The sequence below is a fragment of the Rhodococcus sp. Ni2 genome (genome assembly GCF_021352185.1).
Lineage (GTDB): Bacteria > Actinomycetota > Actinomycetes > Mycobacteriales > Mycobacteriaceae > Rhodococcus_F > Rhodococcus_F qingshengii.
On sequence record NZ_WOXZ01000001.1, the window covers coordinates 336,278 to 363,080 of the forward strand.

The 26,803-nt window shown below is 63.5% G+C and carries 24 protein-coding genes; 12 read left to right on the forward strand and 12 right to left on the reverse strand.

The features are described 5' to 3' along the window. Positions 1-6: 6 nt before the first annotated feature. Positions 7-411: a hypothetical protein gene (locus GN300_RS01545; protein ID WP_003945253.1), complete on the reverse strand. Its 405-nt coding sequence runs from the start codon at positions 409-411 to the stop codon at positions 7-9. A gap of 152 nt (positions 412-563) precedes the next feature. On the opposite strand from GN300_RS01545, the gene GN300_RS01550 reads away from it, so the two are divergent. After that, positions 564-1,757: an AI-2E family transporter gene (locus tag GN300_RS01550; RefSeq protein ID WP_003945249.1), complete on the forward strand. Its 1,194-nt coding sequence runs from the start codon at positions 564-566 to the stop codon at positions 1,755-1,757. Here GN300_RS01550 and GN300_RS01555 read toward each other — a convergent pair whose 3' ends face one another. Both GN300_RS01555 and GN300_RS01560 read right to left on the reverse strand, forming a co-directional pair. Then, positions 1,758-4,736 carry an AAA family ATPase gene (locus GN300_RS01555; RefSeq protein ID WP_063316821.1) on the reverse strand — a complete coding sequence of 993 codons (2,979 nt, stop codon included), beginning with the start codon at positions 4,734-4,736 and terminating at the stop codon, positions 1,758-1,760. Continuing rightward, on the reverse strand, positions 4,733-5,908 hold the full coding sequence (locus GN300_RS01560) for an exonuclease SbcCD subunit D (protein ID WP_063316866.1): 1,176 nt from the start codon (positions 5,906-5,908) through the stop codon (positions 4,733-4,735). Before GN300_RS01560 ends, GN300_RS01555 begins: the two co-directional genes overlap by 4 nt. Before the next feature lie 217 nt (positions 5,909-6,125). On the opposite strand from GN300_RS01560, the gene GN300_RS01565 reads away from it, so the two are divergent. After that, on the forward strand, positions 6,126-7,082 hold the full coding sequence (locus GN300_RS01565; RefSeq protein WP_063316820.1) for a DUF6542 domain-containing protein: 957 nt from the start codon (positions 6,126-6,128) through the stop codon (positions 7,080-7,082). 69 nt (positions 7,083-7,151) lie between these two features. Here the strand turns inward: GN300_RS01565 and GN300_RS01570 are convergent, their stop codons facing one another. Then, complete coding sequence (locus tag GN300_RS01570) at positions 7,152-8,165, reverse strand: 4-hydroxy-3-methylbut-2-enyl diphosphate reductase (RefSeq protein ID WP_063316819.1); 1,014 nt, start codon at positions 8,163-8,165, stop codon at positions 7,152-7,154. A gap of 153 nt (positions 8,166-8,318) precedes the next feature. Here GN300_RS01570 and GN300_RS01575 point away from each other — a divergent pair, with 153 nt between their 5' ends. Genes GN300_RS01575 through GN300_RS01585 form a run of 3 tightly spaced genes read left to right on the forward strand, consistent with a single transcriptional unit; the run spans position 8,319 to position 10,395 of the window. Continuing rightward, the gene (locus GN300_RS01575) at positions 8,319-8,918 is read left to right on the forward strand and encodes a lipid droplet-associated protein (RefSeq protein ID WP_141751485.1); all 600 of its coding nucleotides are present in this window, start codon (positions 8,319-8,321) and stop codon (positions 8,916-8,918) included. Then, positions 8,915-10,180: an exodeoxyribonuclease VII large subunit gene (gene xseA, locus GN300_RS01580; protein ID WP_063316817.1), complete on the forward strand. Its 1,266-nt coding sequence runs from the start codon at positions 8,915-8,917 to the stop codon at positions 10,178-10,180. The genes GN300_RS01575 and xseA overlap by 4 nt, the downstream gene beginning before the upstream one ends. Continuing rightward, a complete protein-coding gene (locus tag GN300_RS01585; RefSeq protein WP_003945276.1) occupies positions 10,177-10,395 on the forward strand; it encodes an exodeoxyribonuclease VII small subunit in 219 nt (72 codons plus the stop codon). The genes xseA and GN300_RS01585 overlap by 4 nt, the downstream gene beginning before the upstream one ends. A 21-nt stretch (positions 10,396-10,416) precedes the next feature. Here the strand turns inward: GN300_RS01585 and GN300_RS01590 are convergent, their stop codons facing one another. Further along, positions 10,417-10,986 (reverse strand): DUF4245 domain-containing protein, encoded by a 570-nt coding sequence (locus GN300_RS01590; RefSeq protein ID WP_003945206.1) that lies wholly within the window; start codon positions 10,984-10,986, stop codon positions 10,417-10,419. A gap of 180 nt (positions 10,987-11,166) precedes the next feature. Between GN300_RS01590 and glpX the strand changes: the two genes are divergently transcribed. Beyond that, complete coding sequence (glpX, locus tag GN300_RS01595; protein ID WP_003945202.1) at positions 11,167-12,201, forward strand: class II fructose-bisphosphatase; 1,035 nt, start codon at positions 11,167-11,169, stop codon at positions 12,199-12,201. A 101-nt stretch (positions 12,202-12,302) separates the two neighbouring features. Next, positions 12,303-13,706 (forward strand): class II fumarate hydratase, encoded by a 1,404-nt coding sequence (locus tag GN300_RS01600; protein ID WP_003945220.1) that lies wholly within the window; start codon positions 12,303-12,305, stop codon positions 13,704-13,706. Positions 13,707-13,755: 49 nt separating this feature from the next. Here GN300_RS01600 and GN300_RS01605 read toward each other — a convergent pair whose 3' ends face one another. Continuing rightward, on the reverse strand, positions 13,756-14,475 hold the full coding sequence (locus tag GN300_RS01605) for an NADPH-dependent F420 reductase (RefSeq protein ID WP_082845819.1): 720 nt from the start codon (positions 14,473-14,475) through the stop codon (positions 13,756-13,758). Positions 14,476-14,534: 59 nt separating this feature from the next. Further along, on the reverse strand, positions 14,535-14,990 hold the full coding sequence (locus GN300_RS01610) for a nitroreductase family deazaflavin-dependent oxidoreductase (protein ID WP_007726357.1): 456 nt from the start codon (positions 14,988-14,990) through the stop codon (positions 14,535-14,537). A gap of 340 nt (positions 14,991-15,330) precedes the next feature. Between GN300_RS01610 and GN300_RS01615 the strand changes: the two genes are divergently transcribed. The 5 genes from GN300_RS01615 (at position 15,331) to GN300_RS01635 (ending at position 20,155) form a co-directional block, all read left to right on the forward strand. Continuing rightward, a complete protein-coding gene (locus GN300_RS01615; protein ID WP_003945239.1) occupies positions 15,331-15,897 on the forward strand; it encodes a TetR/AcrR family transcriptional regulator in 567 nt (188 codons plus the stop codon). Between the two features lie 97 nt (positions 15,898-15,994). After that, complete coding sequence (locus GN300_RS01620; protein ID WP_063316815.1) at positions 15,995-17,566, forward strand: MFS transporter; 1,572 nt, start codon at positions 15,995-15,997, stop codon at positions 17,564-17,566. 97 nt (positions 17,567-17,663) lie between these two features. After that, positions 17,664-19,277: a serine hydrolase gene (locus GN300_RS01625; protein ID WP_063316814.1), complete on the forward strand. Its 1,614-nt coding sequence runs from the start codon at positions 17,664-17,666 to the stop codon at positions 19,275-19,277. 17 nt (positions 19,278-19,294) lie between these two features. After that, positions 19,295-19,720, forward strand: a complete 426-nt coding sequence (locus GN300_RS01630; protein WP_007726363.1) for a limonene-1,2-epoxide hydrolase family protein — start codon at positions 19,295-19,297, stop codon at positions 19,718-19,720. A 30-nt stretch (positions 19,721-19,750) separates the two neighbouring features. After that, positions 19,751-20,155 (forward strand): carboxymuconolactone decarboxylase family protein, encoded by a 405-nt coding sequence (locus tag GN300_RS01635; protein ID WP_063316813.1) that lies wholly within the window; start codon positions 19,751-19,753, stop codon positions 20,153-20,155. Between the two features lie 60 nt (positions 20,156-20,215). Here the strand turns inward: GN300_RS01635 and GN300_RS01640 are convergent, their stop codons facing one another. From GN300_RS01640 to GN300_RS01660, 5 genes are all read right to left on the reverse strand, one after another. Beyond that, positions 20,216-21,583, reverse strand: a complete 1,368-nt coding sequence (locus GN300_RS01640; RefSeq protein ID WP_003945274.1) for a PhoH family protein — start codon at positions 21,581-21,583, stop codon at positions 20,216-20,218. Between the two features lie 275 nt (positions 21,584-21,858). Continuing rightward, complete coding sequence (locus tag GN300_RS01645) at positions 21,859-22,575, reverse strand: LuxR family transcriptional regulator (RefSeq protein ID WP_063316812.1); 717 nt, start codon at positions 22,573-22,575, stop codon at positions 21,859-21,861. A gap of 26 nt (positions 22,576-22,601) precedes the next feature. Next, positions 22,602-24,035 carry an amidase gene (locus tag GN300_RS01650; protein WP_063316811.1) on the reverse strand — a complete coding sequence of 478 codons (1,434 nt, stop codon included), beginning with the start codon at positions 24,033-24,035 and terminating at the stop codon, positions 22,602-22,604. Positions 24,036-24,187: 152 nt separating this feature from the next. Further along, positions 24,188-25,495, reverse strand: coding sequence for a serine hydroxymethyltransferase (gene glyA, locus GN300_RS01655; protein WP_058037246.1), 1,308 nt, complete (start codon positions 25,493-25,495; stop codon positions 24,188-24,190). 76 nt (positions 25,496-25,571) lie between these two features. Beyond that, complete coding sequence (locus GN300_RS01660; RefSeq protein WP_058037247.1) at positions 25,572-26,768, reverse strand: hypothetical protein; 1,197 nt, start codon at positions 26,766-26,768, stop codon at positions 25,572-25,574. Positions 26,769-26,803: the final 35 nt, after the last annotated feature.

Consider the following 26,803-nt stretch of genomic DNA (forward strand, 5'->3'; position numbering starts at 1 on the left):
ATCCGGTCAGGGGCAGGTGGCCTTCGCGAGTTCGTAAATGTGGCCGGCCTGCTCGTCGGTGGGCTTGTTGCCGTTGTTCTCGGCCAGGTCGGTGATCTTGGTCTTGACCTCCGCCTCGTCAGTGCCGTTGGCGACCTCGGTACACGTGGTCGTCAAGATCTCCTCGATGTCTGCGTCGTCGCGGTTCTCCGCCAACGGTGCGTAAGCCCCACGGAACGTGGCGACGAACAGCGCCGTCTTGCCCTGATCGATGGCGTTGCCCGCTGACTGTTTCGCCGTCTCGAGCGCCTGTTGCCCGCTCGTGACTGCCTCGCTGATCTTGTTCTGCGCGTTGTCCTGATCCTCGGTGCTACACGCGGTGAGCCCGAGAACGACGATTGCTGCTGCCCCGACTGCTGCTGCGATTCTCATGACGGAAATGTTAGTCCGATCAGCATGCTTCAAAACACAGTATTGCAGCGCAACACACGAGTTATCGCATGCAGTCGTTACGATCAGCTCAGCTAGATCACCGGATTCGCACATCGGCGAGGAAATCCCTGCGCCGACGGAAAGGACGATCAGTGAGCGAGCAAGACAAGGGGACGTCCGCAGGGGTGCGCAAGCGCGACCGCGGCGAGATCATCGGGCAAGGGGGTATGTGGCTCGCAAAATGGTCGTTGGTGTTGGCGTCGATTTCGCTGGGCGCCTGGATTTTCGGCTGGCTGATCGAAAAGCTCTGGGTCATCATCCTGCCGGTGGCTCTGGCTATTGTTGTTGCGACAGTCATGTGGCCGCCGACCCGCGGCATGATCAAGCGCGGGATGCCACCGGCCGCGGCAGCCGGCATCACCCTGGTGCTCTCGATCGGAATCCTGGCCGGTGTGATCGCAGGCATCGTTCCGTCAGTGGTCAGCCAGGCCCCCGAGCTCGCGAACAAGACCACCGAGGGCATCAACCAGGTTCAGGACTGGCTCCAGGGTCCGCCGCTGAACCTGAAGGACGACCAGATCGACAACGCCGTCCATGCCGTCATCACCAAGGTGCAGGAAAGTGGAACCGCCATCGCTTCAGGCGTTTTCAGCGGCGTGAGCACAGCGAGCTCGTTGTTGGTCACGCTCGGTTTGGTCCTGATTCTCGCTTTCTTCTTCATCAAGGACGGACCGAGGTTCATCCCCTGGCTCCACGCTGTCGGCGGCGGCCGCGCCGGTCGGCATCTCGAAGAGGTCCTCACCCGCATGTGGGACACGCTCGGCGGATTCATCAGGACACAAGCACTGGTGAGTCTGATCGACGCGGTCTTCATCGGCGCAGGACTGCTGATACTCGGGGTCCCGCTGGCACCGGTGCTGGCAATTCTCACGTTCATCGGTGGCTTCATCCCGATCGTCGGTGCCTTTGTCGCCGGCGCCCTGGCCGTGTTGGTTGCGCTGGTGGCCAACGGTCTCACCACCGCCATCATCGTGTTGATCATCATCCTGGCCGTTCAGCAGATCGAAGGAAACGTCCTTCAGCCTGTGCTGCAGAGCAAGTCGATGAAACTCCACGCCGTCATCGTGCTGCTTGCCGTGGCCGCCGGTAGCTCGCTGTACGGCATCGTCGGCGCCTTCCTCGCAGTGCCCGTCGCCGCTGTGGCAGCAGTTGTCATCCGGTACATCGGCGAGCAGATCGACGAACGCGCAAGCGACAACGAGCCGATGCCCGCCGGCGATGCGTCGGACATCCTCGAGGATCAAGACGACGACGCCGAGTCAGAGGTAGAGAACAAAAAGGCCTGATCAGCCCGCGATCACCTTCACCGAGGAGCCTGCACGTCCGCGAATGACGTGCAGGCGACTCGGGATTCGCTGCCTCATCTCGTCCACGTGACTGACGATGCCCACCACTCGTCCACCGTCGCGAAGCTCATCCAACACAGCCATCACCGAGTCGAGGGTGTCGGCGTCGAGAGTGCCGAATCCTTCGTCGATGAACATCGTGTCGAGAACGATTCCGCCGGACTCCGCCGCAACCACATCGGCAAGTCCGAGGGCCAAAGACAATGACGCCAAGAATGATTCACCGCCCGAGAGCGTCTTCGCCGAGCGAACGACACCCGTGAAGTCGTCCCGGATGTCGAGCCCCAGACCGCCGCGGCGACCCCGAGAACCTGCCTCGTCACTGTGCACGAACTCGTATCTGCCCCCGGACATCCGCTGCAGCCGAACCGATGCCGACACCGCGATCTCTTCCAACCGCGACGCGAGTACATAAGCCCTCAGCGACATCTTACGACTGTTCTGACCTTTGCCGGCGATCACGTCGGCAAGCGCCGCGAGTTCGTCGTGCAGTTCCCGCTCAGGTGCAACCGATTCGTATGCCTTCTCGAGTTGTCCGCTGAACCGTTCGAGATCCGACACACGGTTCTCGGCCAGGGAAGCAGCTGCAACAGCCGAGTTCACCACCTCGGCGCACTGAAGAGCACGCTCGCGAGGACCGTCGACGTCGACTGTCTCGACTTCGCTCACCGCAACGACCTCGGGGTCGTCGAGGACCGTCCGAGCGGCCACCTCGAGGTCGCGTGCTTTGGCGAGTTCCGTTTCGATCGCCGCGATTCGGGCCGGCGATCTCACCCCTTCGATCGCAGCCTCGACCGAATCGAATCCAGCAGCGGCCGCCGCAGCGGCCAGTTTGGTCGACAGTTCCGCCGATCGCGCCTGCGCACGAACGGCGTCGTCACGCATCTCAGACGCCGCCGAGGCAGCGGAGGCAAGCCTTTCGAACCGCGAGCGCTGAGCAGCGATGGTCGAATCTTCTCCCACCGCAGCGACGATCGCCGCTCGAATCTGCTCGACCGTGGCCGACAGAGTCGTCGTACGCTCGGTCAGTGCCGCCAATTCGGCCGTCAGAGAAGCGGATTCCTGTTGCAGCTCGCCGTCACGCTCGTTGAGATGCCCGAGCTTGTCGGCCAACCCTCCAACCTGACCGGCAGAGTGGGTCGCCTCGTCAACGGCGTTCCGAGCCGCGGCGCGGAGCCTGTCGAGTTCTGCGACGTCGCCGTCCCCGCCGCGGGCGATCACCCGGTCGATGTCACGGTCGACGGTTACCTGGCGGTCGACTACCTTGCTCAGGGCTTTCTCGGCCGCACGCTCGGCTGCGGACGCGACTTCCAGATCGGGCTCGGTGACCGTCACGACATCAGACTGCGCCGGCGCAGGGTGTTCACGCGAACCACACACCTGGCATGGGTCACCGGGCGCGAGTGAACTCGCCAACTCCGCAGCCATGCCCTCGATACGCTTCTGCACGAGGTCGAGCCAGCGCCCGCGAGCACTCTGATGGGCGTCGCGCGCATCCAACACCTGCACACGAATCTTCTCGGCTTGCGCACGCAGAGAGACGAATTCATGAGCCGCTGCCGCAGCATCCGATGCTTTGGCCAGTGCAGCTTCGAGGCCGGGCAGAGCCGCGTGCGCGCGTTGCGCATCCTCCAGTCGTTGGCCGGCCGAGCGCACCATTTCTGGCAGTTGAGTGCGTTCAACCGCGATGGCATCGATGCGCTCGGACAGAGCGTCTCGCCGAACTCCGAGTTTCTCGATCTCGGCTTCTGCCGCATCGGCTCTGCGAGCATCCTCCGCCATTGCGTCCAGGCGAACGATCTCGTCACGCCAGGTCCGGATCCGAGCTACGACGCGTTGACGCTCGTCGTCGGTGGGTGGCCACACCTCCGGCACGAAAATCTCCGGACCGCCCGTTGCGGAGTAGGTCGACATCGCTGCGGTCATCGATTCGAGTGCGGCAGCGAGGTGCAAGCCGGCAGCGTCCACATCGCCGGCGACAGCGGCCACCGGCAGTGCGCGCTTGGCGGTCTCGAGTTCAGCGCCGATCACAGCTCTTTGGGCGGCGCCCGTATTGAATGCTGCGAGTTCAGCGGTCGCACGATTACGGCGAGCGACCAGATCTGCGGTTCGCTGCGCCGCCGACAGAACCCGATTAGCCTCGGCTGCTGCATCTTTCGCGGTCACCAGCTCCGCAAGACTTGTATCGCGGGTGTCCTGAGCCTCGGCGAGGAGTTTGCGCGACCATTCCAGTGGGTGTGCCTCGGCGCCTACCTCGAGTCCCGCAGCTGTCTCGACCTTCGCGAGCAGCAGCCGCACGGATTGCTCCCTGGCCGCGAGCGCGGTCGCACTTGCCTTTCGCTTGGCGTCGAACCATGCCTCGACGGAGACAAAACGCTTGGTGTCGAACAGACGCTCGAGCAGTTTGCCTCGCTCGTCACTCTCGGCACGCAGGAATTTGGCGAACTCACCCTGCGGCAAGAGCACCACCTGGAAGAACTGATCAGCGCTCATGCCCATGAGGCGGTTGATCTCGTCACCGATGTCAGGGATGCGCGAAAGATTCTCGCCGCGGCCGTCCAACCACGTCAGTGTGGCTTTTGCATTCTCGGTGATCGAACCGGTGCCACGCTTCTTCGGGCGCGAATACTCTGGACTACGAACAAGTTTGATTCTGCGACCACTGATGGTCGCTTCGAGTTCCACGCGCGGCACCGAACCGGCGGGCGCGTGATCGGACAGTAGCCGTTTGCCCTCGTTGCGCGTACCCGGCACCCGCCCGTACAGGGCAAACGCAACCGCGTCGAGGATCGTGGTCTTGCCTGCACCGGTGTCGCCGTGCAGAAGGAACAGCCCGTCTGCACCCAATCGGTCGAAGTCGACCTCGACAGTGTCGGCAAAGGGCCCGAAAGAGCTGACTTCGAGTTTGTGCAGCCTCACGCGGTTTCACTCAGTTCTACCGTGGACTCCTCGGCGCGCGCGGCAGCGCTGAGCGCTTCGGCCATCAACGTGACCTCCCGCTCGGACGGGTCACTACGCACGGCCGAGACAAAGCCGCGGGCGATCTCCATGTCGGTTCGACCCCGTACCGCGTCGCGATACTTGAGATCCGATTGTCCTTCCGGCCTTTGCCATTCGAGGTGAACGGCAAACGGGAAACGTGCCTGGAGCTGCCTCATGGCATCGACGGGACGAACCGGGTCGGTGAGCAAAGCGGAGACGTAGCACTGCTCGGAATCGGCGTACTTCGACTCGGTGAGAAGTTCCTCGAGAGTTCCCGTCACCTGGCTCAGCCCCCGAATCACCGGAAGATCGAGGCGCTGCACCGACGACAGACCGGCTGCGTCGAGTTCGATCAAAAGCGCAGCCTTGCGGTGGCTGCGCTCACCGAACGAATACGGCAACGGTGAACCTGAGTACCGCACACTCTCCGAGAGCATCTGCGGAGAATGCAGGTGTCCGAGGGCGACATAGTCGACGCCGTCGAATTCGCCCACTGCGACGGTCTCCACTCCGCCGACCGAAATGGAGCGTTCCGATTCAGACGCCTCACCGCCCACGACGAAGGCATGCGCGAGCAGTACCGACCGAGTCAACGGATCGGTAGCTGTTCGTTCGGCGAGGTCTCGCCGAACACGCGACATGGCCGCTCCGAGGATGTCGGAATGAGTACGAGCCCGGGGCACGTCCAACTCGACGCGCGTGATCTCCGGCTCGAGATACGGAATCCCGTAAAAGGCGACGGGCCCGAACTGATCGCTCAGCATCACCGGAGTACCGATCTGGCCGACTCGGGTGATCAAGTGCAAGCCGCCGGCAGCGGCAAAGGATGCCCCGGCTCCGAGCCGCACCGCGGAATCGTGATTGCCGGACGTCGCGACGATGACCGCCCCCGCCGCCCGGATTGCCTCGAAGCCTCGATTGCACACGGTGACCGCGTCGGAACTGGGAATCGAGCGGTCGTAGATGTCCCCCGGCACGACCACGACGTCGATTCCGTGTTCGCGGACGGAATCTGCGATGGAACTGAGCACACTCGCCTGATCGGCCAGCAGATCGACGCCGTGAAAGGTGCGACCTATATGCCAATCGGAGGTGTGCAGAATCTTCATGAATCCGACGGTAGAGCAGCCCACCGACACCGCCGATCTCCCACGCTGACGGCTTCGTCGGTGTGCCCCAACCCACGAGCGTCCGGTGACCCTGCACACAATCCGTCCGGTTCGTTTGGCGAAGAACCCGAAACCATCGCGCCATCGCGTCGATAAATGCGCCAGCCACGACCCGCACAAACACGGCCGACAACGCAAGAACCGCTAATGTCGTTATGTGTCTGCAACCCAACGTGCTCGCTCCGGGGTACCGCTGGACAAGCGATCGCTCATCGTGACCGTCCCCGGCCTGCCCTGGTGGGGAGTGATCCTGCTTGCTGCCGGTGTGACCGCCGTCGGCGTACTGATCGATGCCACCGGAGGCGGCGGAGAGCTCACCGCGGTGTTCTCGACGTTCTACTTCCTGGGCTGTCTCTTCGCTGTGGTTGCCGCTTCGAACAAGGCCCTCTTCACCGCGATGGCCCAACCGCCGTTGCTGCTCTTCGCTGCGGTGCCGATCGGGCACACGCTCATCGGCAAGGACAACAGCACCGCGCTGCGCGATATCGCGATCAACATCGCGTACCCGTTGGTCAACCGCTTTCCGATCATGTTGGCCGCAACCGTGGTCGTGCTGATCATCGGTGGCTTCCGGTACTTCCTGCTCAATCAGCGCCCCACCGGGCCCGCGCGCTCGACCCGCTCCCGCCGCTCGGCGGCCACCACTCGTGACTCCTCTGCGGCTGCCACGCGAGAACAACCCGCACCCGAGACCGGGCGTCGACGCAGAGTCTCGGACGCGCCCGTCCCCGGGCCCCCGCGTCGCCGCGCCCCCGAGGTGGACGAGCAGCCCGCCTACCGAAGCACCCCCAGGCGCGAGCCGATCCAGGACGAGCGTCCGCTGCCGCCTCGGAGAAGCCCTCAGCCACCCAGGGTCGATCGCACGCACCAACCGCCTACGCGTCGCCCCCAGCCCGACAGTCGGCCCGTGGCAGACGACGACTACCCGTCGTACGGTCGCCGCCGGGCGCCCGAGCCCACTCCGTCGCCCAGACGTGAGGAGCGGATGGAGCCCTTCTTCGCTTCGGGTGACGACGTATCGCCGCCGCCGCCCCCTCGCCGCCGCCCACCCGGAGTCGATCTTCCGGCGTATCCGCCGCCGCGAGTTCGGTACCGCGATCGCGAAGAGCCCTGAACAGACGCGCCCGGTAGCACAAAAATGCGGGGCACCTTCCAGATGGAAGGTGCCCCGCATTTTCTTGTTTCAGGACGTGCGCGCTGCTCGCAATTCACGGGGAAGGGCGAACACCAGACTCTCGTTGGCAGTGGTGACGGGTTGAACGTCGTTGTATCCGTGCTCGGCAAGAAGTTCGATCACGCCGCGCACGAGCACCTCGGGTACCGATGCGCCCGACGTGATGCCGACGGTCTGGACACCCTCGAGCCACGCGAGATCGACCTCACGGGCGTAGTCGACCAGGTACGACGCGGCAGCGCCCGCCCCGAGCGCGACCTCGACCAGGCGAACCGAGTTGGACGAGTTCCGCGAACCCACCACGATCACGAGATCGCACTCGGGAGCCATCGCCTTGACCGCAACCTGACGGTTCTGCGTGGCGTAGCAGATGTCGTCGGACGGCGGGTCCTGCAGATTGGGGAAGCGCTCACGCAGGCGCGCGACGGTCTGCATCGTCTCGTCGACGCTCAGTGTGGTCTGGGAAAGCCAGATGACCTTCGACTCGTCACGAACCGTGACCGCGTCGACCGAATCCGGGCCGTCGACGATGGTGACGTGATCGGGAGCCTCACCTGCGGTGCCCTCGACCTCTTCGTGGCCTTCGTGGCCGATGAGCAGAATGTCGTAATCGTCGCGGGCGAATCGCTTTGCTTCCTGGTGCACCTTCGTGACCAGGGGGCACGTTGCGTCGATCGTGCGCAGGTTCCGCTCGGCAGCCGAGTCGTGGACGGCCGGCGACACACCGTGCGCCGAGAACACGAGCAACGATCCCTCGGGAACCTCGTCGGTTTCGTCGACGAAGATCACGCCCTGATCTTCGAGCGTCTCGACGACGTGGCGATTGTGGACGATCTCCTTACGCACGTAGATGGGTGCGCCGTGCTTCTCGAGGGCCTTCTCGACGGTCTCGACCGCGCGGTCGACGCCGGCGCAGTAGCCGCGAGGCTCGGCGAGGAGCACGCGCTTGGCGCTGCCCTTGCGGGTGGACGGCGAATCAGCCGAGTGCGCGATACCGAGATTGAGAGGAACAGCCGAAGACATGTGACCAGCCTACTGGCACCTCGAACGTGAGACACTCCGGCAAACGTGAACACCTCGGTTTCGGGCTCCGATCGAAGGTTCCGAAGTAAACGAGTACGGCCGTCACAGGCAAGTCGGCTACCGATTGTCGGAGCTTTGCGGCAAGCTGTGGGAATGATCCGACCACCGTTCGTGGCGCGCGTTGCCGCGGGACTCGCCGTCACCGCGATGGAAGAGGCAAAGAAGCTGCCCACCACCGCCGTCGCCCTGCCGATGACCGCCGTGAGCCAGATGCTGCAGACAAGCATGCGCGTGCAGCAGTCGATCACCTCGTTGGCTATCAAGGGCGATCAGGCATTTGCACTGATCAACTGGTCTTCCGAGGACGAACAGCCCGAGTGGGCGGTCTTCGACGAAGACGTCGACGCGCCTGCTGACCCGACGTCTTCCACCGGATCGACCACCGCTGACACCCCGACCAACGCCGGTCGCTTCGCGCTCTACTCGCTCGAGCCGACGGCCCCCATCGAGGAACCCGCACCCGTCGCCGAGTCCGAATCCATGGCAGCTACGACGGACGGACCTGCCGAAGAGCCCGAGATCGTCACCGAACTCGACTACCCCAACCTCACACTCGCACAGCTCCGTGCGCGCATCCGGACGCTCAGCATCGACGAGCTGACCGCAGTCCTGGACTACGAGAATGCGACGCTCGCTCGCGCACCGTTCCAGACCATGCTCACCAACCGCATCACTACAGCCAAGGCAAAGTGACTTCCGCAACGCCCCCCGCTTCATCGCAGCGATCGTCCGGCGCCAGCAGCGCTGAGCAGCCGTGGCCGGTCCGCACGGTTTCCGCCAAGGTCGCCGGCTGGATCGATCGGCTCGGCAGTATCTGGGTCGAAGGTCAGATCACCCAGATCAATGCACGCCCCGGCACCCGAACGGCCTTTCTCGTCCTGCGTGATCCGTCGGCAGACATGTCGCTGTCGATCACGTGCTCACCGCAGTTGTTGCACAACTCCCCGGTGCCGTTAACGGAGGGCTCGCGAGTCGTGATGTTCGGCAAGCTCTCGTTCTACACCGGACGCGGAACGGTGTCGTTGCGTGTCACCGAGATTCGCGCCGTGGGTATCGGTGAGCTGCTTGCCCGCATCGAGAGACTGCGCGCCTTGCTCGCCGCCGAGGGCTTGTTCGATCCGCGGCTCAAACGGCCGCTTCCGTTTCTGCCCGGCACGATCGGCCTGATCACGGGCCGAGCCAGTGCGGCCGAGAAGGATGTCGTCTCAGTCGCCCATCGTCGTTGGCCAGCAGTTGCCATCGCAGTGCGTAACACCGCGGTTCAGGGTCCGACTGCTGTTCCCCAGATCATCGAAGCGCTGAAGGAACTCGACGCCAACCCGGTAGTCGACGTCATCATCCTCGCTCGCGGCGGCGGAAGCGTCGAGGATCTCCTGCCGTTTTCCGACGAAGCGCTGTGCCGCGCCATCGTGGCCTGCACGACGCCCATCGTCAGTGCCATCGGACACGAGCCGGACAGCCCGCTCAGTGACCACGTCGCCGACCTGCGCGCAGCCACACCCACGGACGCGGCCAAGCGCGTCGTACCCGACGCGGTTGCGGAAGCTGCCCTGGTTGCGGATCTGCGTGACCGCAGCGCTGCGGCACTGCGCAGCTGGGTCAAGCGTGAGTCTCATCTGATCGAACAGTTGCGCACTCGACCGGTCATGGCATCGCCGCTGCTCGCGGTGGACCGTCGCGCCGAGGAGGTCGAAAGGCTCCAAGCCGACGGGCGACGCGATGTGACTCGGTTGATCGATTCCGAGTCCCGAACGATCGAGCATCTGCGCGCCCGGCTCACCACGCTGGGCCCCGCCGCGACGCTGGCCCGCGGGTACGCAGTCGTGCAACGTGTTGTCGCCGATGGCGATCCGGAGGTTCTGCGCTCGGTCGAGGACGCGCCACCCGGTACCCAGATTCGAGTTCGACTTGCAGACGGCGCCGTTCGCGCCGCAGTGATGGGAAGAGAAAAATGAGCAACGCCACCGACACCGACATCAACGAACTCGGCTACGAAGCAGCCCGGGACGAACTGGTGAGCGTCGTGAAGATTCTCGAACAGGGCGGTCTGGACCTCGACGCGTCACTCTCACTGTGGGAGCGAGGCGAAGCGTTGGCCAAGCGCTGTGAAGAGCACTTGGCCGGCGCGAGGGCCCGCGTCGAAAAGGCTCTGGCCGAAGCGGACGAGTAGCGTCCGCTCCGACCGCAAATCCTATGGCGTGATCGGCTGCGCTGCGCCGACCTTCTCGGCAAGAATCCGGAACTCTTCCGGCGTCGCCGCGCCCGTGAGCAACAGGCGAACATCCCCGACGTCCGTGACCCAGATCGACTCGACACCTTCGCCACCGAAGACGTTCCACGTATCGGCACCGACGGTCTCGACTCCGGTCGCGAATCGCTGTCCACCGGCAACATGTGACACCAACGGGAATTCCTCGGCGTTGCTCTGTGTCAGCTGGATGTAGCGACCACTGGTCGTGATGAATCCCACAGTGCTTGAATCTCCGCCACCGTCGCCGGAGATGATCTTGCGACTGCCGGAGTTCGGAGTCCACCCGTCCGGAACACCGGGATTACGAATGGGAAATCCGAGTTCCTTCGCGTCGTAGTTCAGAGCTGCGTCCACGTCGACGCTCGGGATAGGCCCCTGTGTCGGGCCGCCAGGACTGAACGTGCACTGGCTGGCGATGCCCGCAATGATGATGCAGAACAGCACCAACGGTACGAGAGACCAGACCATGTCTTTGTTGTCTTCGAGAATGCGGGGTTTCTTCGATGCCACACCCCCAGTATCCAGGTACTCCGCAGTAGATACGATTCCCGGTCCCCTTCGAGCGAGACAAAACGTCGCAGCGGCGACCCGACAGCGCACGCAGCCGCTCCCATCTGGGACAATGACGCCTGAAGAAACCACTGCGTCGACACACCCCGTCGACCGCGACCGCGCCAGGAGGCACCGCACATGACGGCCAGCAGCACTCATCGTGAGACCCCGGACCGTAACCTCGCACTCGAATTGGTCCGAGTCACCGAAGCCGGTGCTATGGCTGCCGGCCGCTGGGTAGGCCGCGGCGACAAGGAAGGCGGCGACGGAGCAGCCGTCGACGCCATGCGTCAACTCGTCTCCTCCGTCTCGATGCGCGGCATCGTCGTCATCGGTGAAGGCGAGAAGGACGAAGCGCCGATGCTGTTCAACGGCGAAGAGGTCGGAAACGGCGACGGCCCCGACTGTGACTTCGCCGTCGACCCGGTCGACGGCACCACCTTGATGTCCAAGGGCATGCCCAACGCAATCTCTGTTCTGGCTGTTGCCGAGCGCGGCGCGATGTTCGATCCGTCGGCCGTGTTCTACATGGAGAAGATCGCTGTCGGGCCGGATGCCGCAGATGTCATCGACATCAGCGCACCGATCGCCGAGAACATCAAGCGCGTCGCCAAGGTCAAGAAGGCGTCGGTCTCCGACATCACGATCTGCATCCTGGACCGCCCGCGTCACAACCAGCTGATCCAGGACGTGCGCGACACCGGCGCTCGTATCCGTCTGATCTCCGACGGTGACGTTGCCGGCGCCATCGCCGCAGCGCGTCCCGAGTCCGGCACCGACATGCTCGTCGGCATCGGCGGCACTCCTGAGGGCATCATCGCCGCAGCAGCCATGCGCTGCATGGGTGGATCGCTGCAGGGAAAGCTCGCACCCACCGACGACGAAGAGCGTCAGAAGGCCATCGACGCCGGTCACGATCTCGATCGGATCCTGTCCACCGAAGATCTCGTCTCGGGCGAGAACGTCTTCTTCTGCGCCACCGGCGTCACCGACGGTGACCTCCTGCGCGGCGTCCGTTACTACGGCGGCGGCGCCAGCACGCAGTCCATCGTGATGCGTAGCAAGTCCGGCACCGTTCGCATGATCGACGCGTACCACCGTCTCGAGAAGCTGCGCGAGTACAGCTCCGTCGACTTCGACGGCGAAGAGGGCGCGGTTCCCCCGACGTTCTGATCGGCTCCGCCCCGTGAGTGGTTAGGGAGTCCCTGCACTCCTTAACCGCTCACGGGGGACGTAGTCCCCTACCCGCCCTCCAAAAGTGGCAATGTGGAGCCATGACGGAGAGCAACGATCAACAGTTCCGAATCGAACACGACACCATGGGCGAAGTTCGGGTGCCCATCGACGCACTGTGGCGAGCACAGACCCAGCGTGCAGTCGAGAACTTCCCGATCAGCGGGCGCCCGCTCGAGCGCACCCAGATCCGCGCAATGGGCTTGCTGAAAGCAGCGTGTGCGCAGGTCAACAAGGACCTCGGACTCCTCGACGCGGACAAGGCCGACGCAATCATCGCCGCCGCGAACGAGATCGCCGAAGGCAAGCACGACGATCAGTTCCCCATCGACGTCTTCCAGACCGGCTCGGGAACCAGTTCGAACATGAACGCCAACGAGGTCATCGCGTCCATCGCGAAGGCCGCCGGTGTGGACGTACATCCCAATGATCACGTCAACATGTCGCAGTCCTCCAACGACACCTTCCCCACCGCCACGCACGTCGCAGCTACCGAAGCAGCGGTCACCGATCTTGTTCCGGCACTGGAACATCTGCATGCTGCGCTTGCCACGAAGGCGACCGAGTGGAAGACAGTCGTCAAATCCGGACGCACCCATCTGATGGACGCTGTGCCGGTCACGCTCGGTCAGGAGTTCGGCGGCTACGCACGTCAGATCGAGGCCGGCATCGAGCGCGTCAACGCAACACTCCCCCGCCTCGGCGAGCTGCCGATCGGCGGAACAGCAGTCGGCACCGGTCTCAATGCTCCGGATGGATTCGGCCCCAAAGTTGTTGCCGAACTGGTCAAGTCGACCGGTGTCGACGCGCTGACTCCGGCGAAGAACAGCTTCGAAGCGCAGGCCGCGCGTGACGGACTGGTCGAGGCATCGGGCGCGCTGCGGACCATCGCCGTCTCACTGACGAAGATTGCCAACGACATTCGGTGGATGGGATCGGGTCCGCTGACCGGGCTCGGCGAGATCGCACTCCCCGATCTGCAGCCGGGTAGCTCGATCATGCCCGGAAAGGTGAACCCGGTCCTGCCCGAGGCAACTACTCAGGTTGCGGCTCAGGTGATCGGAAACGACGCCGCCATCGCGTGGGGTGGCGCAGCCGGAGCTTTCGAACTCAACGTCTACATTCCGGTCATGGCCCGCAACCTGTTGGAGTCGTTCACCTTGCTGGCCAATGTCTCTCGTCTGTTCGCAGACAAGTGCGTCAGCGGACTGGTCGCGCACGAGGAGCACCTCAAGACGCTCGCCGAATCGTCGCCGTCGATCGTGACGCCGCTCAACTCGGCAATCGGTTACGAGGAAGCCGCAGCCGTCGCGAAGCAAGCACTCAAGGAGAAGAAGACGATCCGTCAGGTCGTCATCGAGCGCGGACTCGTCCCGGACAAGCTGAGCGAGGAAGAACTCGACAAGCGTCTCGACGTTCTGGCGATGGCGAAGGTCAAGGACTGAACAAACAAAAGAGTGGCGGTTTCCACTTCGGAAACCGCCACCCTTGCACTCACACCGCAGCGGTTGCCCGCCACTCGTCGGTGCGATCGGGGCTCGCCTCGGCCAATGCCTTCAACGTCGCTTCTCGATCGAAGTCCTTGCCGTACACCGGAGTTCCCGGCTGCTGACGCCAGGAATCGTCGATCGTTCCCGCATCGACGGGATCGAAGCCCAACTGATTGATCAGATCGAAGACGACCTGCTTGTTCGCGTCGTCGTCGCCGGCGACGGGTAGCGCAATGCGCCCCTCTGCACCTTCGGGAAGGCCCTTCTCGAGAAGATGCTTCCACCAGATTCCGTTGAACGCCTTGAATACCGGAACACCCAGGTGCTCCTGCACCCATCCGCTTTCGGTCTGCCCGTCCTCGATGGCCGAGATCAGACCGTCACGCTGTTGCGGGTAGTAGTTGTTGGTCTCGATGACCGGGGCACCGGCGACCGCACCGCTGAGAATCCCCGCCGGTAGATCGACCACGTTCTTCTGCGGAATGCTCACGATGACCAGCTCGGCACCCTCGGCGGCCTCGGTACTGCGGACTGCCTTCGCGCCCGTCTCCGCTTCCAGTTCTGCGAGGGTATCCGGTGTCCGCGAGTTCGAGACGCGCACGTCGTGACCGAGCGCAGCAAGCCTACGTGTGAGCGTGCCACCGATCTGACCGGCTCCGATGATTCCGATGCGCATGACCCTGCTCCTTCGTCGTGTGCAGTGGCGATCGCGCCACCGCTGCATTCGTCAACGACGAGAACGCACCGGGTCATTCCGCACCGACCATTTCAACTCCCGTTGATTCAATCGGTTGACGGATCGAGTTCAAGCCTGATGCGAACACTGACCGGATCGGTCTGCAATCCGCGAAAGGCAGAGGCCGTCAGCGCCGATCTGATCTTCCCCGACGCAAATGTCTTCACCCGCGCCGGCACGTCGTCGTCCGGCATGATCTGGGCCTGTCCGTCCACCCACTCGCCGCGGCGACGGATCCGAACCTTCGGCGTCGCAGAGATATTGGCACCCCACCCCGTGCCGGTGCCATGCTGCGCAATGACCCACGCCTCGTCACCGTCGTAGGTGATCGCAACGGGCACTCGACGGGTCAGACCGGTTCGGCGTCCAACCGTCTCGATCTCGGTCATCAACGACGGCATCAAACCGATCCGATTCAATCCGGTGACCAGCGGATTGGCGAAATACTTCCCGACTGCGACTTCGATTCTTCGTTTTCGTGCAACTGACGTCGGTACCGGCATGTCGTTTCCTCTCCTCCGAAGCTGATGCTCGAAGCAACAGCTCTATACCGCACGATATAACCACTGTTCGGGGAGTTTTGCCACCAAGAATCTCCGTCGATACCCACCACCTGCACACAACACTTGACTGTGTCTGTCGGTTACATCTAGTCTCAGATTCGTTCCTATACCGATCGACATATTGGGAGGCAGTGATGAACACACCTCGAGCCGCCTCGTTGCCATGACCGGCCCGCAGACGCGTTGTCCGATCGCCGCAGCGCGTCGCAAGTGGGGAGTACCAAAAGAATCAGCGGCACCAGATGATTCGAACAGCACTGCGATTGCATACGATGGCGGGATGGCCGACTCCGATTCCCGCACTCTGATGCTGGTCGGCGCCATCAATGCCTTCCGTGAACACGGGATCGCGACGACCTCGCTCACCGAGATCGTCGAACGCTCGGGAGCTCCCCGCGGGTCGGTGTACCACTACTTTCCCGAGGGCAAAGGACAGCTGGCCGGCGAAGCAGTTGCCTACTTCGGCCGGGGCGTCAGTGCCGCCATCAGTTCGATGATCGCTCAGTCTTCCCCACCGGAGATCATCGACGCGGTTGTCACGATATTTCGAAACAGCTTGGTAGAGAGCGATTTCACCTCCTCCTGTCCGGTCGCAGCCGCGGCAGTGGAGGGCGCGTCGACGCCGGCGGCATTAACTGCTGCGGGCGAATCCTTCACCTCGTGGGAATCGCTTCTCACATCGTTCTTCTGGCAGCAGGGACAGCCGTCCGAGACTGCAGCACAGTGGGCAACCGTCGTGATCGCGTCAATCGAAGGCGCGACGCTGATGGCAAAAGCTCAGCACACCACGGCGCCTCTCGATCGCATCGGCGCTCACCTCAAGGCTCTGGTCTCGGCCCCGAGCTGACCAACCCTCTTTCTTCCAACCGCTGCTGCCGTCCGCGCAGGAGCAGAGATGGCGTACAAACATGTCTCACACACTTGCACCGGCGCCCTCGGCGCCCATGATGACCAAGTCACGTCGATTCACCGCGCTGATCTTCATCTGCCTCGCCGAACTCCTTGTCGTGCTGGACAACACAGTGGTCAACGTCGCACTGCCGACGATGAGCGTCGACTTGTTCGCCAGCGTCAGCGACCTGCAATGGATCGTCGACGCGTACACGTTGACCTTCGCCGGGTTCCTACTCACTTTCGGCCACCTGGGTGACCGCTTCGGACGCCGCCGAGTGATGATCATCGGCTTGATCGGCGTCGGTGCGATGTCGCTCGTCGGCGCTTTGGCTTCCAACCTCGAACAGGTGATCATGGCGCGAGCCGCCATGGGTGTCTTTGCCGCAGCTGTCTTTCCGGCTACGTTGGCCATGATCACCAACATCTTCACCGACGCCAGAGAACGAGCCATCGCCATCGCGGCCTGGACCGCAATGGCCGGCTTCGCGATTGCCATCGGCCCGACTGCGGGCGGCTGGCTTCTCGAGCACTTCTCCTGGCACTCGGTGTTCTGGATGAACGTTCCGGCAGCATTGTTGGTCATCGTGGGTGTGCTGCTGGTTGTTCCGGAATCGAAGGCGCTCCACGTCGGCCGATTCGATTTCGTCGGAACAATCTTGTCGCTACTGGGCATCGTCATTCTGGTGTGGACCATCATCGACGCACCACATCGCGGATGGGTGTCGACATTCAGCATCACGGGATACCTCTCTGCGACAGTGTTGTTGGCCGCATTCGTAGCATGGGAACTGCGCACCGACGCGCCGATCCTGAACATGAATCTCTTCCGAATCCGGCGGTTTTCTTTCCCCGCCTTGGCTATTGCGGTCAGCTACTTCAGTATGTTCGGGTTCTTGTTCCTGATCACGCAGTACTTCCAGGGCGTTCGCGAATACTCGCCGCTCGAATTCGGCATCCACTCTTTGCCTTTCGCCGCCGCTGTCGCCGTGGGCGCCCCCGTCGCCACCTTGGCGGCACAGAAACTCGGCACGACCGCAGTGATGGTGTTCGGCCTCCTCGTCCTCAGCGGCGGCATGTTCCTGGCCGGCCAGACGACCGTCGAGACGCCCTACCTCGGACCCGTCGTGATCTCGATGGTTCTCATGGGTCTGGGCCTCGCAATTGTCCAGGGACCGGCTACCGACTCCATCATGTCCTCGGTGCCCCTCGACGAAGCCGGCGCAGGTTCGGCAGTCAACGACACGACGCGTGAGCTCGGCGGGACCCTGGGCGTCGCCGTCATCGGTTCGATCGTCGCCTCGTACTACACGTCCAAGGTGGCTCCGATCGTCGACGCCATTCCCGACGCCGTGATGTCGGCGCAGGAGAAAGGCTTCGCTCGTGAGTCCGTGCTCAGCGTCATCGAGATCCGCTCCCGCGACATCAGTCCGCTCTTCGAGCAGCAGAAGGACAGTCTGATCTACACGATGAAGACCGCATGCCTGGAAGGTTTCGCCATCGCGTCGTACTTCACAGTCGGAGCAGCATTGATCACCGCTCTGCTGGTCGCGTTGTTGCTCCCTTGGAGGCCGGTCACGGAAGGCTCCATTCTCGGCAGTCTGACAACCAAGACCCCGAAGTAGCTACAAGGTTTCCCGATTTGTCCCAATATCAGCCCGCCGTTCCCCGATACTGGGTTGACCGAGTGGTACCGACGACAACCCTGCTAGGGAGAATCTCGTGTCCATCACCAGTAGAAACAGCTCGCGACTGTCGGCAGCGGCGGTTCCGGTAGTACTGACGGTCGCCCTGCTCGCCGGATGCTCGTCCGATTCAGACACCACCTCGGCGCCCGGGCCGGTCGTCAGCGACGCCAGCCCGGGTCTCGACGCCGGGGTGCCGATCCCGGACGGGCAAATCGACGACGCGGTCGGGAAGCTCGACGGCCTCGCGAACGACCTCATGGCAAGTTCCGGTGTTCCCGGCATGGCGGTGGCCGTGGTGCACGGAGGTAAGACTGTGTACGCAAAGGGATTCGGGGTTCGCGAGTTGGGTAATAGCGCCACCGTCGATGCCGACACCGTGTTCCAACTGGCATCGGTGTCGAAATCGGTCGGGGCCACGGTGGTCGCCCACGAAGTCGGAATCGGGACCGTCGACTGGGACACTCCGGTGATCTCGAAACTGCCGGGGTTTGCGCTTGCCGATCCGTGGGTGACCGACCACCTCACGATCTCCGATCTCTACACGCATCGGTCGGGGTTACCGGACCACGCCGGCGACGGGCTGGAGGACCTGGGCTACAACCGGGCCCAGGTGCTCGAAAAACTTCGCCAACTACCGCTCAATCCCTTCCGAATCACATACGAGTACACGAACTTCGGCGTCACTGCCGGTGCGGAGGCCGTTGCAGCCGCGGCGGGCACCGATTGGGAAACGCTGTCGCAGAACACGATCTACGGTCCGCTTGGTATGACATCGACGTCTTCGCGGTTCGCCGATTACCAAGCCCGAGAAAATCGAACAGTCGGCCACATCCTCGAAGACGGAAAGTACAAGGTAGGGCCGGTTCGGGACGCCGACGCCCAATCCCCCGCCGGTGGAGTCAGCTCCTCGGTGAACGACATGGCCAAGTGGTTGGACATGGTGCTGTCGGGCGGTCGGTATCAGGGGCAGCAGGTCGTTCAGACGGATGCGCTCGTGCCCGCAGTCAACCCGGAAATCGTCTCGCGCCATGCGCAGGAAAGCGGGGAACGCTCCGGCTTCTACGGCTACGGGTTCAATGTTTCCGACAGCGCGGCAGGCCGTGTGACCGCCAGCCACTCCGGTGCCTTCCTGCTCGGTGCCGGGACCAATTTCGTGACGATTCCCTCCGCTGACGTCGGCATAGTCGTTCTGACCAACGGCACGCCCACCGGCGTCGCAGAGACCTTGACCGCCGAATTCGCCGATCTGGTGCAGTTCGGGAAGATCACCCGCGAGTGGCGCCCGCTGTACGAAGCGTCCTTTGCCTCACAAGCCGACCCTGAGGGCGAACTTGCCGGGAAGACGCCGCCGGCCTCCCCCGCTCCCGCGCCACCGACAGACCAATTGACCGGCGACTACGGCAATCCGTACTGGGGTCCCGCGCTCGTGACGCAGCAGAACGGTGCGCTGACCTTGACCATGGGTCCCGCGGCCGCGACGTACCCTCTGACCCACTGGGACGGAAACACCTTCACGTTCCCGCTCAGCGGCGAGAACGCACCGGCCGGGACGGTCTCGATGGCCACCTTCGACGGAAACTCGCTAACCTTGGAGTACTTCGATCACGATCATCTCGGTACCTTCATCCGGGCAACACCGGCCGAATAATCAGCCAAGGACACCCCATGAGTAGTTCGACAGCCACGGTGAACGCAATGTTCGCGGCCCTCACCGATTTCGACGTGGACGCCGCAGCCGAATTGATGACAGACGACATCGTCTGGCAGAACGTCTCGCTCCCCACCCTGCGAGGCAAGAAGACCGTCGTGCGAGCGCTACGTCTGGTCACCAAGCCTTCACTGAAATTCGAGGCGGAGATGCACCACATCGTCGGCGACGAGTCCACGGTGCTCACCGAACGCACCGACATCCTCACCGTCGGACCGTTGCGCATCGAGTTCTGGGTATGCGGAACTTTCGAACTGCGCGACGGCAAAGTCTGCGTCTGGCGGGACTACTTCAGTCTGCGAGACGTCGCGTGGGGCGTGGTGACCGCGGTCGGCCGCGCAGTCGTCGGGACCGGGACACGAAGTAGGCTTGCTCCGGCCTGAAATCACCTGCCGAAAGCGAGCGAACCTGCCATGTCCGAAAACACCACGCCTGACTCCTTCGACGCCGGATTGGCTGTGCGCACCGAAGTCATGGGGGCCGATTTCGTCGACGCCGCCTTCGAGCGCACCCGGGGAACGGACAGCGAAGAACTGCAGAACTTCGTGACGGCCAACGTCTGGGGTTCGGTATGGGCGCGTCCCGGACTCGATCGCCGCAGTCGCAGTCTGATCAATCTGGGGATGCTGATCGCGCTGCGCGCCGAGAACGAACTCAAAGGCCACGTACGTGGGGCATTGCGAAACGGCTTGACGCGCACCGAGATCGTCGAAACCGTGATCCACGCGAGCGCGTATTGCGGCGCTCCGGCCGGACTGGCGGCGATGCGTGTCGTGCAGGAAGTTCTCGACAACGAACTGGGACCGCTGCAAAACTGAACAACTTCAAACCCAGGCATCTCCCCGTGCAGACCGAAGTCCGCACGGGGAGATCACTTCTCAGGAAGTGGGGCCGAACTCCTCGAGCATGTCGGTCACCAACTCGGCGATCGGCGAACGCTCACTCCGCGTGAGTGTGATGTGCGCAAAAAGCGGGTGCCCCTTGAGCTTTTCGATGACGGCCGCAACTCCGTCGTGCCTGCCCACTCGCAGGTTGTCACGCTGGGCGACGTCGTGCGTGAGGACCACTCGCGAGCCGGTTCCCAGACGAGAAAGCACTGTCAGCAGAACATTTCGTTCGAGCGACTGCGCTTCGTCGACGATCACGAACGAATCGTGCAGCGACCGACCGCGAATGTGCGTCAGCGGCAACACTTCCAGCATTCCGCGGGCGAGAACCTCCTCGAGAACCTCTGGCGAGGCCAACCCGTCGAGAGTGTCGAAAACGGCCTGAGCCCACGGGCCCATCTTCTCGCTCTCACTACCGGGAAGGTAGCCGAGTTCTTGTCCGCCAACGGCATACAACGGACGGAAGACGACAACCTTGCGCTGAGTGCGCCGCTCGAGAACGGCTTCCAAACCTGCCGTCAGAGCCAAGGCCGATTTACCGGTGCCCGCCTTACCACCGAGAGAGATGATGCCGATGCTCTCGTCCATGAGGAGATCGAGTGCAATGCGCTGCTCGGCGGAGCGGCCGTGCAACCCGAACGCCTCGCGCTCACCGCGCACCAACTGGATGCGCTTGTCGGGAGTCACCCGACCGAGGGCGCTCGACGAACCACCGAGCAGGCGAAGACCCGTGTGACACGGCAGATCTCGCGCTTCGTCGAGGTCCAGGAAACCCTCGTTGAACAGCTCGTCGATGTCCGTCGAGGCGACGTCCAGCTCGGTCATACCCGTCCATCCGGAGGGCACGACGTCGTGAGCGTGGTACTCGTCGGCAGGTAGTCCCACCGCGCCCGCCTTCACGCGAAGCGGAATGTCCTTGCTGACGAGGACTACGTCCTTGCCCTCCGCAGCAAGATTCAGCGCACACGCCAGAATCCTCGAATCGTTACTGTCCGTGCGGAATCCGACGGGCAGGACCGCAGGGTCGGTGTGATTGAGTTCGACCTGCAGTGTCCCGTTCTCGGTGCCGATCGGCACCGGACGGTCGAGGCGGCTGTATTCGATCCGTAGATCGTCGAGCATGCGGAGCGATTCTCGGGCGAACCATCCCAGTTCGTGGTGGTGCCGTTTGCCTTCGAGTTCACTGATCACGACCAGTGGGAGTACCACGTGGTGTTCGGCGAATCGAGTGACAGCCCATGGATCGGACAGTAGTACCGAGGTATCCAAGACGTACGTGCGAAGTGCATCTCCCGAATGATTCCCGGCTGATAGATCAGCCCGGGCCGAGTGGGCAGAGACGGAGCGTGATGCAGTCACGTTGGGCTCCTAGGTCTGCGCGGCACCCGCGCAAACTCAGCTCGCTGGGCCGGACGGCTCTGGTGTCAGGTGACGCTGTGTCAGCTGAAACAAGGGCCGGGCGCCGGCCCTCTCGTACTGAGTGTTTCAGTCACGATCAGAACCTCCCGCACAAGTAACTTCTGGTTACTCGTTACTGCCGACGGTACTGCGGATCGGACACTCGCGCCACGGAACGAGCCGCACATCTGGTGAACGCCAGGTAACAAAATGCCACTCGTGTGATTCAGCGTCACTCAGGACTCGATCAGACCCCACTTGGCGGCGCGCACCGCTGCCTGAACCCGCGAATTGGTTCCGGTCTTGACGAAGATGTTCTCGAGATGGGTGGCGACGGTGCGACGGCTGACGAACAACTCCTCGGCGATCTCGACATTGCCCGCGCCCCTGGCCACCAATTGCAGTACTTGAATCTCCCGTGGGCTCAGATGGACACGATCGAGCGCCACCTGGTCCCCCACGACGCGCGAGCAGGCTGCGCTGGACGCCGCCACCACCTCCCGTACGCGATCGACGACACCGGAATCCGCGAAGCTCATGTGCAGCAATCCGGTCACCTCACGGCCGGAGAACCCCAATGCGACCGAGGCACCCTCGGCGTACCCGGACGGCCGCAGAACATCGGTGACCATCTCGACCTGCTCGAATCGTGGCACGTCCTGCCAGAACACGGGCACGCCCGAAGCCTCGCGAATGATGCCGAAGAGATTGCGATCGGCGACGAAGTCCTCGAGCAGGAACTCGAGCACCCTGGCGTCGTATCCGGAACACGCCAGAGCCCGATGCCTTCCGCTCGACGGGTCTCGGTACGTGACCGCCGCAGCCGAGTACGCGAGTCCACGAGCGCGGAGTTCTTCGGCGCACAGGCCGAGAATGCCGTACGCCCCGGCTGCCGGCGATCGCGGCGCGAACATGTCAGGTCCAGCGCCGCGATCAGGCAGTACAGACGTCATCACACCAATCTAGCCAATCGTGTGAGCTAGGCCACGACCAGTGAATCGGCCGGCTTCTTGTCCGCCCACGGACGTGCCGCTTCGAAGTTCGCGGCAGTCCGCAGAACCAGTGCGTCCTGGCGGTGGCGTGCGGCGATCTGCAGCCCCACCGGTCGACCGTCGGCGGTGAATCCGGCGGGCACGGTGATCGCGGGGTTGTTGAGCATGTTGTACGGGTAGGTGAAGAGCCAATCGAGCAACTGCTCACGCAACGACGCACCTTCGAGCCATGACGGCGCGAACTGACTGAGCGGGAACGTGGCCGAAGCCAAGGTCGGCGAGACCAACACGTCGTAGTCGTTCATGAACGTGGTCCACGTGTCCCACATGACGCCGCGGAATGCGTCGGCCCGCCCGACGTCGACACCGGTGAGCCGCTCGGCCTCGTGCATGATCTCGATCAGGTTGTCGTCGACCTCGCCGCGCTGGTTCTCCCAGTCGAGCAAGTCGTATTCGGAAGCGAAACCGGGAACCCAGATGCCGTTCCACATCGACTCCGACGGATTTCCCCACTGCGGGGTGGCCTCGGTGATCTGGGCACCCAATTCCTCGAATGCCGCCAGCGCGTCGAGGCACACCGCCAGCACCTCCGGATCAACATGGCCGAGGCCGAGATTCGTCGACCACGCGACGCGAAGCCCCTTCACGTCACCCTTCGCCGCTTCGACGTACGAGGTCTCCGCACGCTCGATCGAGAGCGGATCCGCATTGTCCGGCCCGGCCATGATGTCGAGCATCAGCGCGTTGTCGGCGACGGTCCTGGTGATCGGACCGTGGTACGCCCAGTTGTAGAAGCGCCCGGCCAGGATGGTCTGAGGAATCACGCCGGTGGTCGGTTTGAGCCCGACGACCCCGCAGAGCGCCGACGGGATACGCACCGATCCGGCGCCGTCACTGCCCTCGGCAAGTGGCCCGAGGCCTGCAGCCACAGCAGCCGAAGCACCGCCACTGGACCCGCCCGCGCTGTTGCCGAGCTTCCACGGGTTGTGCGTCGGCCCGTACAGGTGGTTGTCCGTGCCACCGTAGTAACCGCTTTCGGGAGTGTTCGTCTTTCCCAGGAACAGTCCGCCGGCGCCGCGCAGCCTGTCCACGACGACGGCATTTCCCGTCGCGATGTTGTCGGCCATCGGCTTCATCCCGAACGTGGTCGGCAGCCCGTCGACTGCCGTCAGATCTTTGATCGTGAATGGAACGCCGTGCAGCGGGCCGAGTTTCTCGCCCGATTCCTGTTGCCGTGAGAGTTCGGCCGCGTCGCGCGTGACCTGCTCGCGATCGAACTGCACTATCGCGTTGATCGACGGATTGACGGCGTCGACGCGCTGGATCATCGCTTCGGCAATCTCGTTGGGCGAGAGACTGTTCGACGCGACCGACGCCGCCATCTCGGTAGCGGAGAGCCAATGCAGATTCTGTTCGGTCATGGGGTTTCCTTCGCCGGAGGGGTGATGCTCTCAGGCTAGGAAGCACCGAACTCGGCCACCATCGGTCATGTGACCGATGCCACAATCCGCGACTGGAAAAAAACCAGCGGCCCGGCCCCTCGAAAGGGACCGGGCCGTCGGTGAAGGAATTCCTAGACGTTCTTGCTGAGCAGGCCCCAGTTCTCGAGACCGTCGTACAGCGGAAGGTCGAGGGCGAGCTTGGCGACGCGCGCACGCAGCACCGGCAGATCCGCGTTGCCGGCCAGAGCGGTACCGATGATGTCGGCGACCTCGGTGAACTCGGCATCACCGAATCCGCGAGTGGCCAACGCTGCGGTACCGATACGCAGACCGGAGGTGGTCATCGGCGGGCGGGGATCGAACGGAACAGCGTTGCGGTTGACCGTGATGCCGATTTCGTGCAGAAGGTCCTCACCCTGCTGGCCGTCGAGCTGCGAGTTACGCAGGTCCACGAGCACGAGGTGGACGTCAGTGCCGCCGGTCAGGACGCTGATGCCCTGGTCTGCGACGTCCTTGTTGCCCAGACGCTCGGCAAGGATGCGCGCACCGGAAAGGGTGCGTGCCTGACGATCCTTGAACTCTTCACCGGCAGCGATCTTGAAGGTGACTGCCTTGGCCGCGATGGCGTGCATGAGCGGTCCACCCTGCTGACCGGGGAAGACAGCGGAGTTGAGCTTCTTGGCCCACTCTTTCTTCGCCAGGATCAGGCCCGAACGCGGACCACCGAGGGTCTTGTGGACGGTCGAGGAGACGACGTCTGCGTACGGGACGGGCGACGGGTGCAGGCCTGCGGCAACCAGTCCGGCGAAGTGAGCCATGTCCACCCACAGGTACGCGCCGACCTCGTCGGCGATCGCACGGAACGCCGCGAAGTCCTGCTGACGCGGGTATGCGGACCAACCGGCAACGATGACCTTCGGCTTCTCGGCGAGGGCGATCGAGCGCACCTCGTCCATGTCGATGCGGTGATCTTCCTTGCTGACGCCGTAGGACGCGACGTCGTACAACTTGCCGGAGAAGTTGAGCTTCATGCCGTGCGTGAGGTGACCGCCGTGTGCAAGGTCGAGGCCGAGCAGCTTCTCACCCGGGTTCATCAGTGCCATCAGAACAGCAGCGTTGGCCTGTGCGCCCGAGTGCGGCTGAACGTTCGCGAACTCTGCACCGAAGAGTTCCTTCGCACGGTTGCGCGCCAGATCCTCGATGACGTCGACGTGCTCGCAACCGCCGTAGTAACGACGTCCCGGGTAGCCCTCGGCGTACTTGTTGGTCAGGACGCTGCCCTGAGCCTGCAGAACCGAGCGGGGAACGAAGTTCTCCGACGCGATCATCTCGAGCGTGTCGCGCTGACGAGCCAATTCACCAGCCATCGCCTCGGCGACTTCGGGGTCGAGTTCGGCGAGTGATGCAGAGTTGACGTCGGAGCCGGGCACAGCGGTCATCGAGGAATCTCCAAGCTGGATGCGGAAACGAATGCGTCCAGTCTACGAAGTTCGCTCCCGCCGTCTCCACCCGGCACTAGGCAGCACGCAGAGAGCTGGGGACCAGCGGCTCGTCGAGCAGCCTGCGGAAGCGTTCGGTGCGCTCCGCGCCCACCGGCACCTCGTCCAGCCAGCCCCCGAGCAGGCGGTATCCCTCGACATACGTGCTGGTGTATGCCCGCCACAGCGGCGAAGACAGGAACTTGAGCGACTGGCGAGCGCGTTCCGGCGTCGACAGCGACCACCGTTCGAGGAACAGCGCCACGTCGTCGAGGCTGCGCCCCTCGTCGTGCAACATCAGCGCCGCATCCTGCCGGACACTCAGCAGTTGCCCCGACGCGGCGGAGAGCCGTTGCGCCTTTTCCCCGTCGAAAGACAAGCCGAGATCGGCGTAGATGTCCTGCGCCCACAAACCCCAGTCCGGGCCGACAATCGCTTCCAGCGCCAAATCCGCGAGGCCTTCGGCCATGATGCACTGCGGCGTGTTGACCAGGAACAGTGTCTGCTCGAGCTGGCCCGAACCGACCAGACCGGCTTCCTTACGGCAATGCTCGGTGTGATGGCCGGGGTAGGACTCGTGCGCGATCAGCCGCGGCAGGTTGGCCATGAACTGCGGCAGATCCGAATTGATCGCAACCTTGGAGCGGTAGTCACCGAGGTAGTAGTTGAAGCCGGACCACGGCTTGTCCCCCACCACTTCGTATTCGACGGTTTCCGACGCGGGAAGCCCGAACGTGCCGCGGACCAGATCGCGCAGCGCACTCGACATTGCCTCGACGCATTCGTTCAGTTTCGCCGCGGGGATCTCGTCGGCCTTGCGATGGGCCTGCACCCGCTCGGCCAACGGTCCCGGACCGGGCAGAACTTCACCCATCAACCGGTGAGCGTCGCGGTAGGCGTCCTCGTTTCCCTTCTCGATTCGGACGTCGAAGTACGCCTCGACCTCGTCCACGAAGCCGATGTCCTCACCCGCGAACTTGCGCCCGGAGCATTCCAGAGCGCGAAGGTGTACGTCGACGAAGTGGGAGCGTTCGGCATTCAGACCACTTCCGGCCAACTCGCCCCGCAATTCACGTGCCGTGCGGGCAAGTTCACGCGGATCGGGCTTCGGGGCGCTCTCGATCTGCTTACGCAGCACCGGGTCACCGGTGAACGCGTCGACGAACCCGTCTTCGAGACGGTCGAAACCCAGTCCGAGCAGCAGGTATTGGCGAACAAGTGTGTCTGGATCCATAACCACCGAGCCTAGTCGCTCGCTCCGGAATGCCA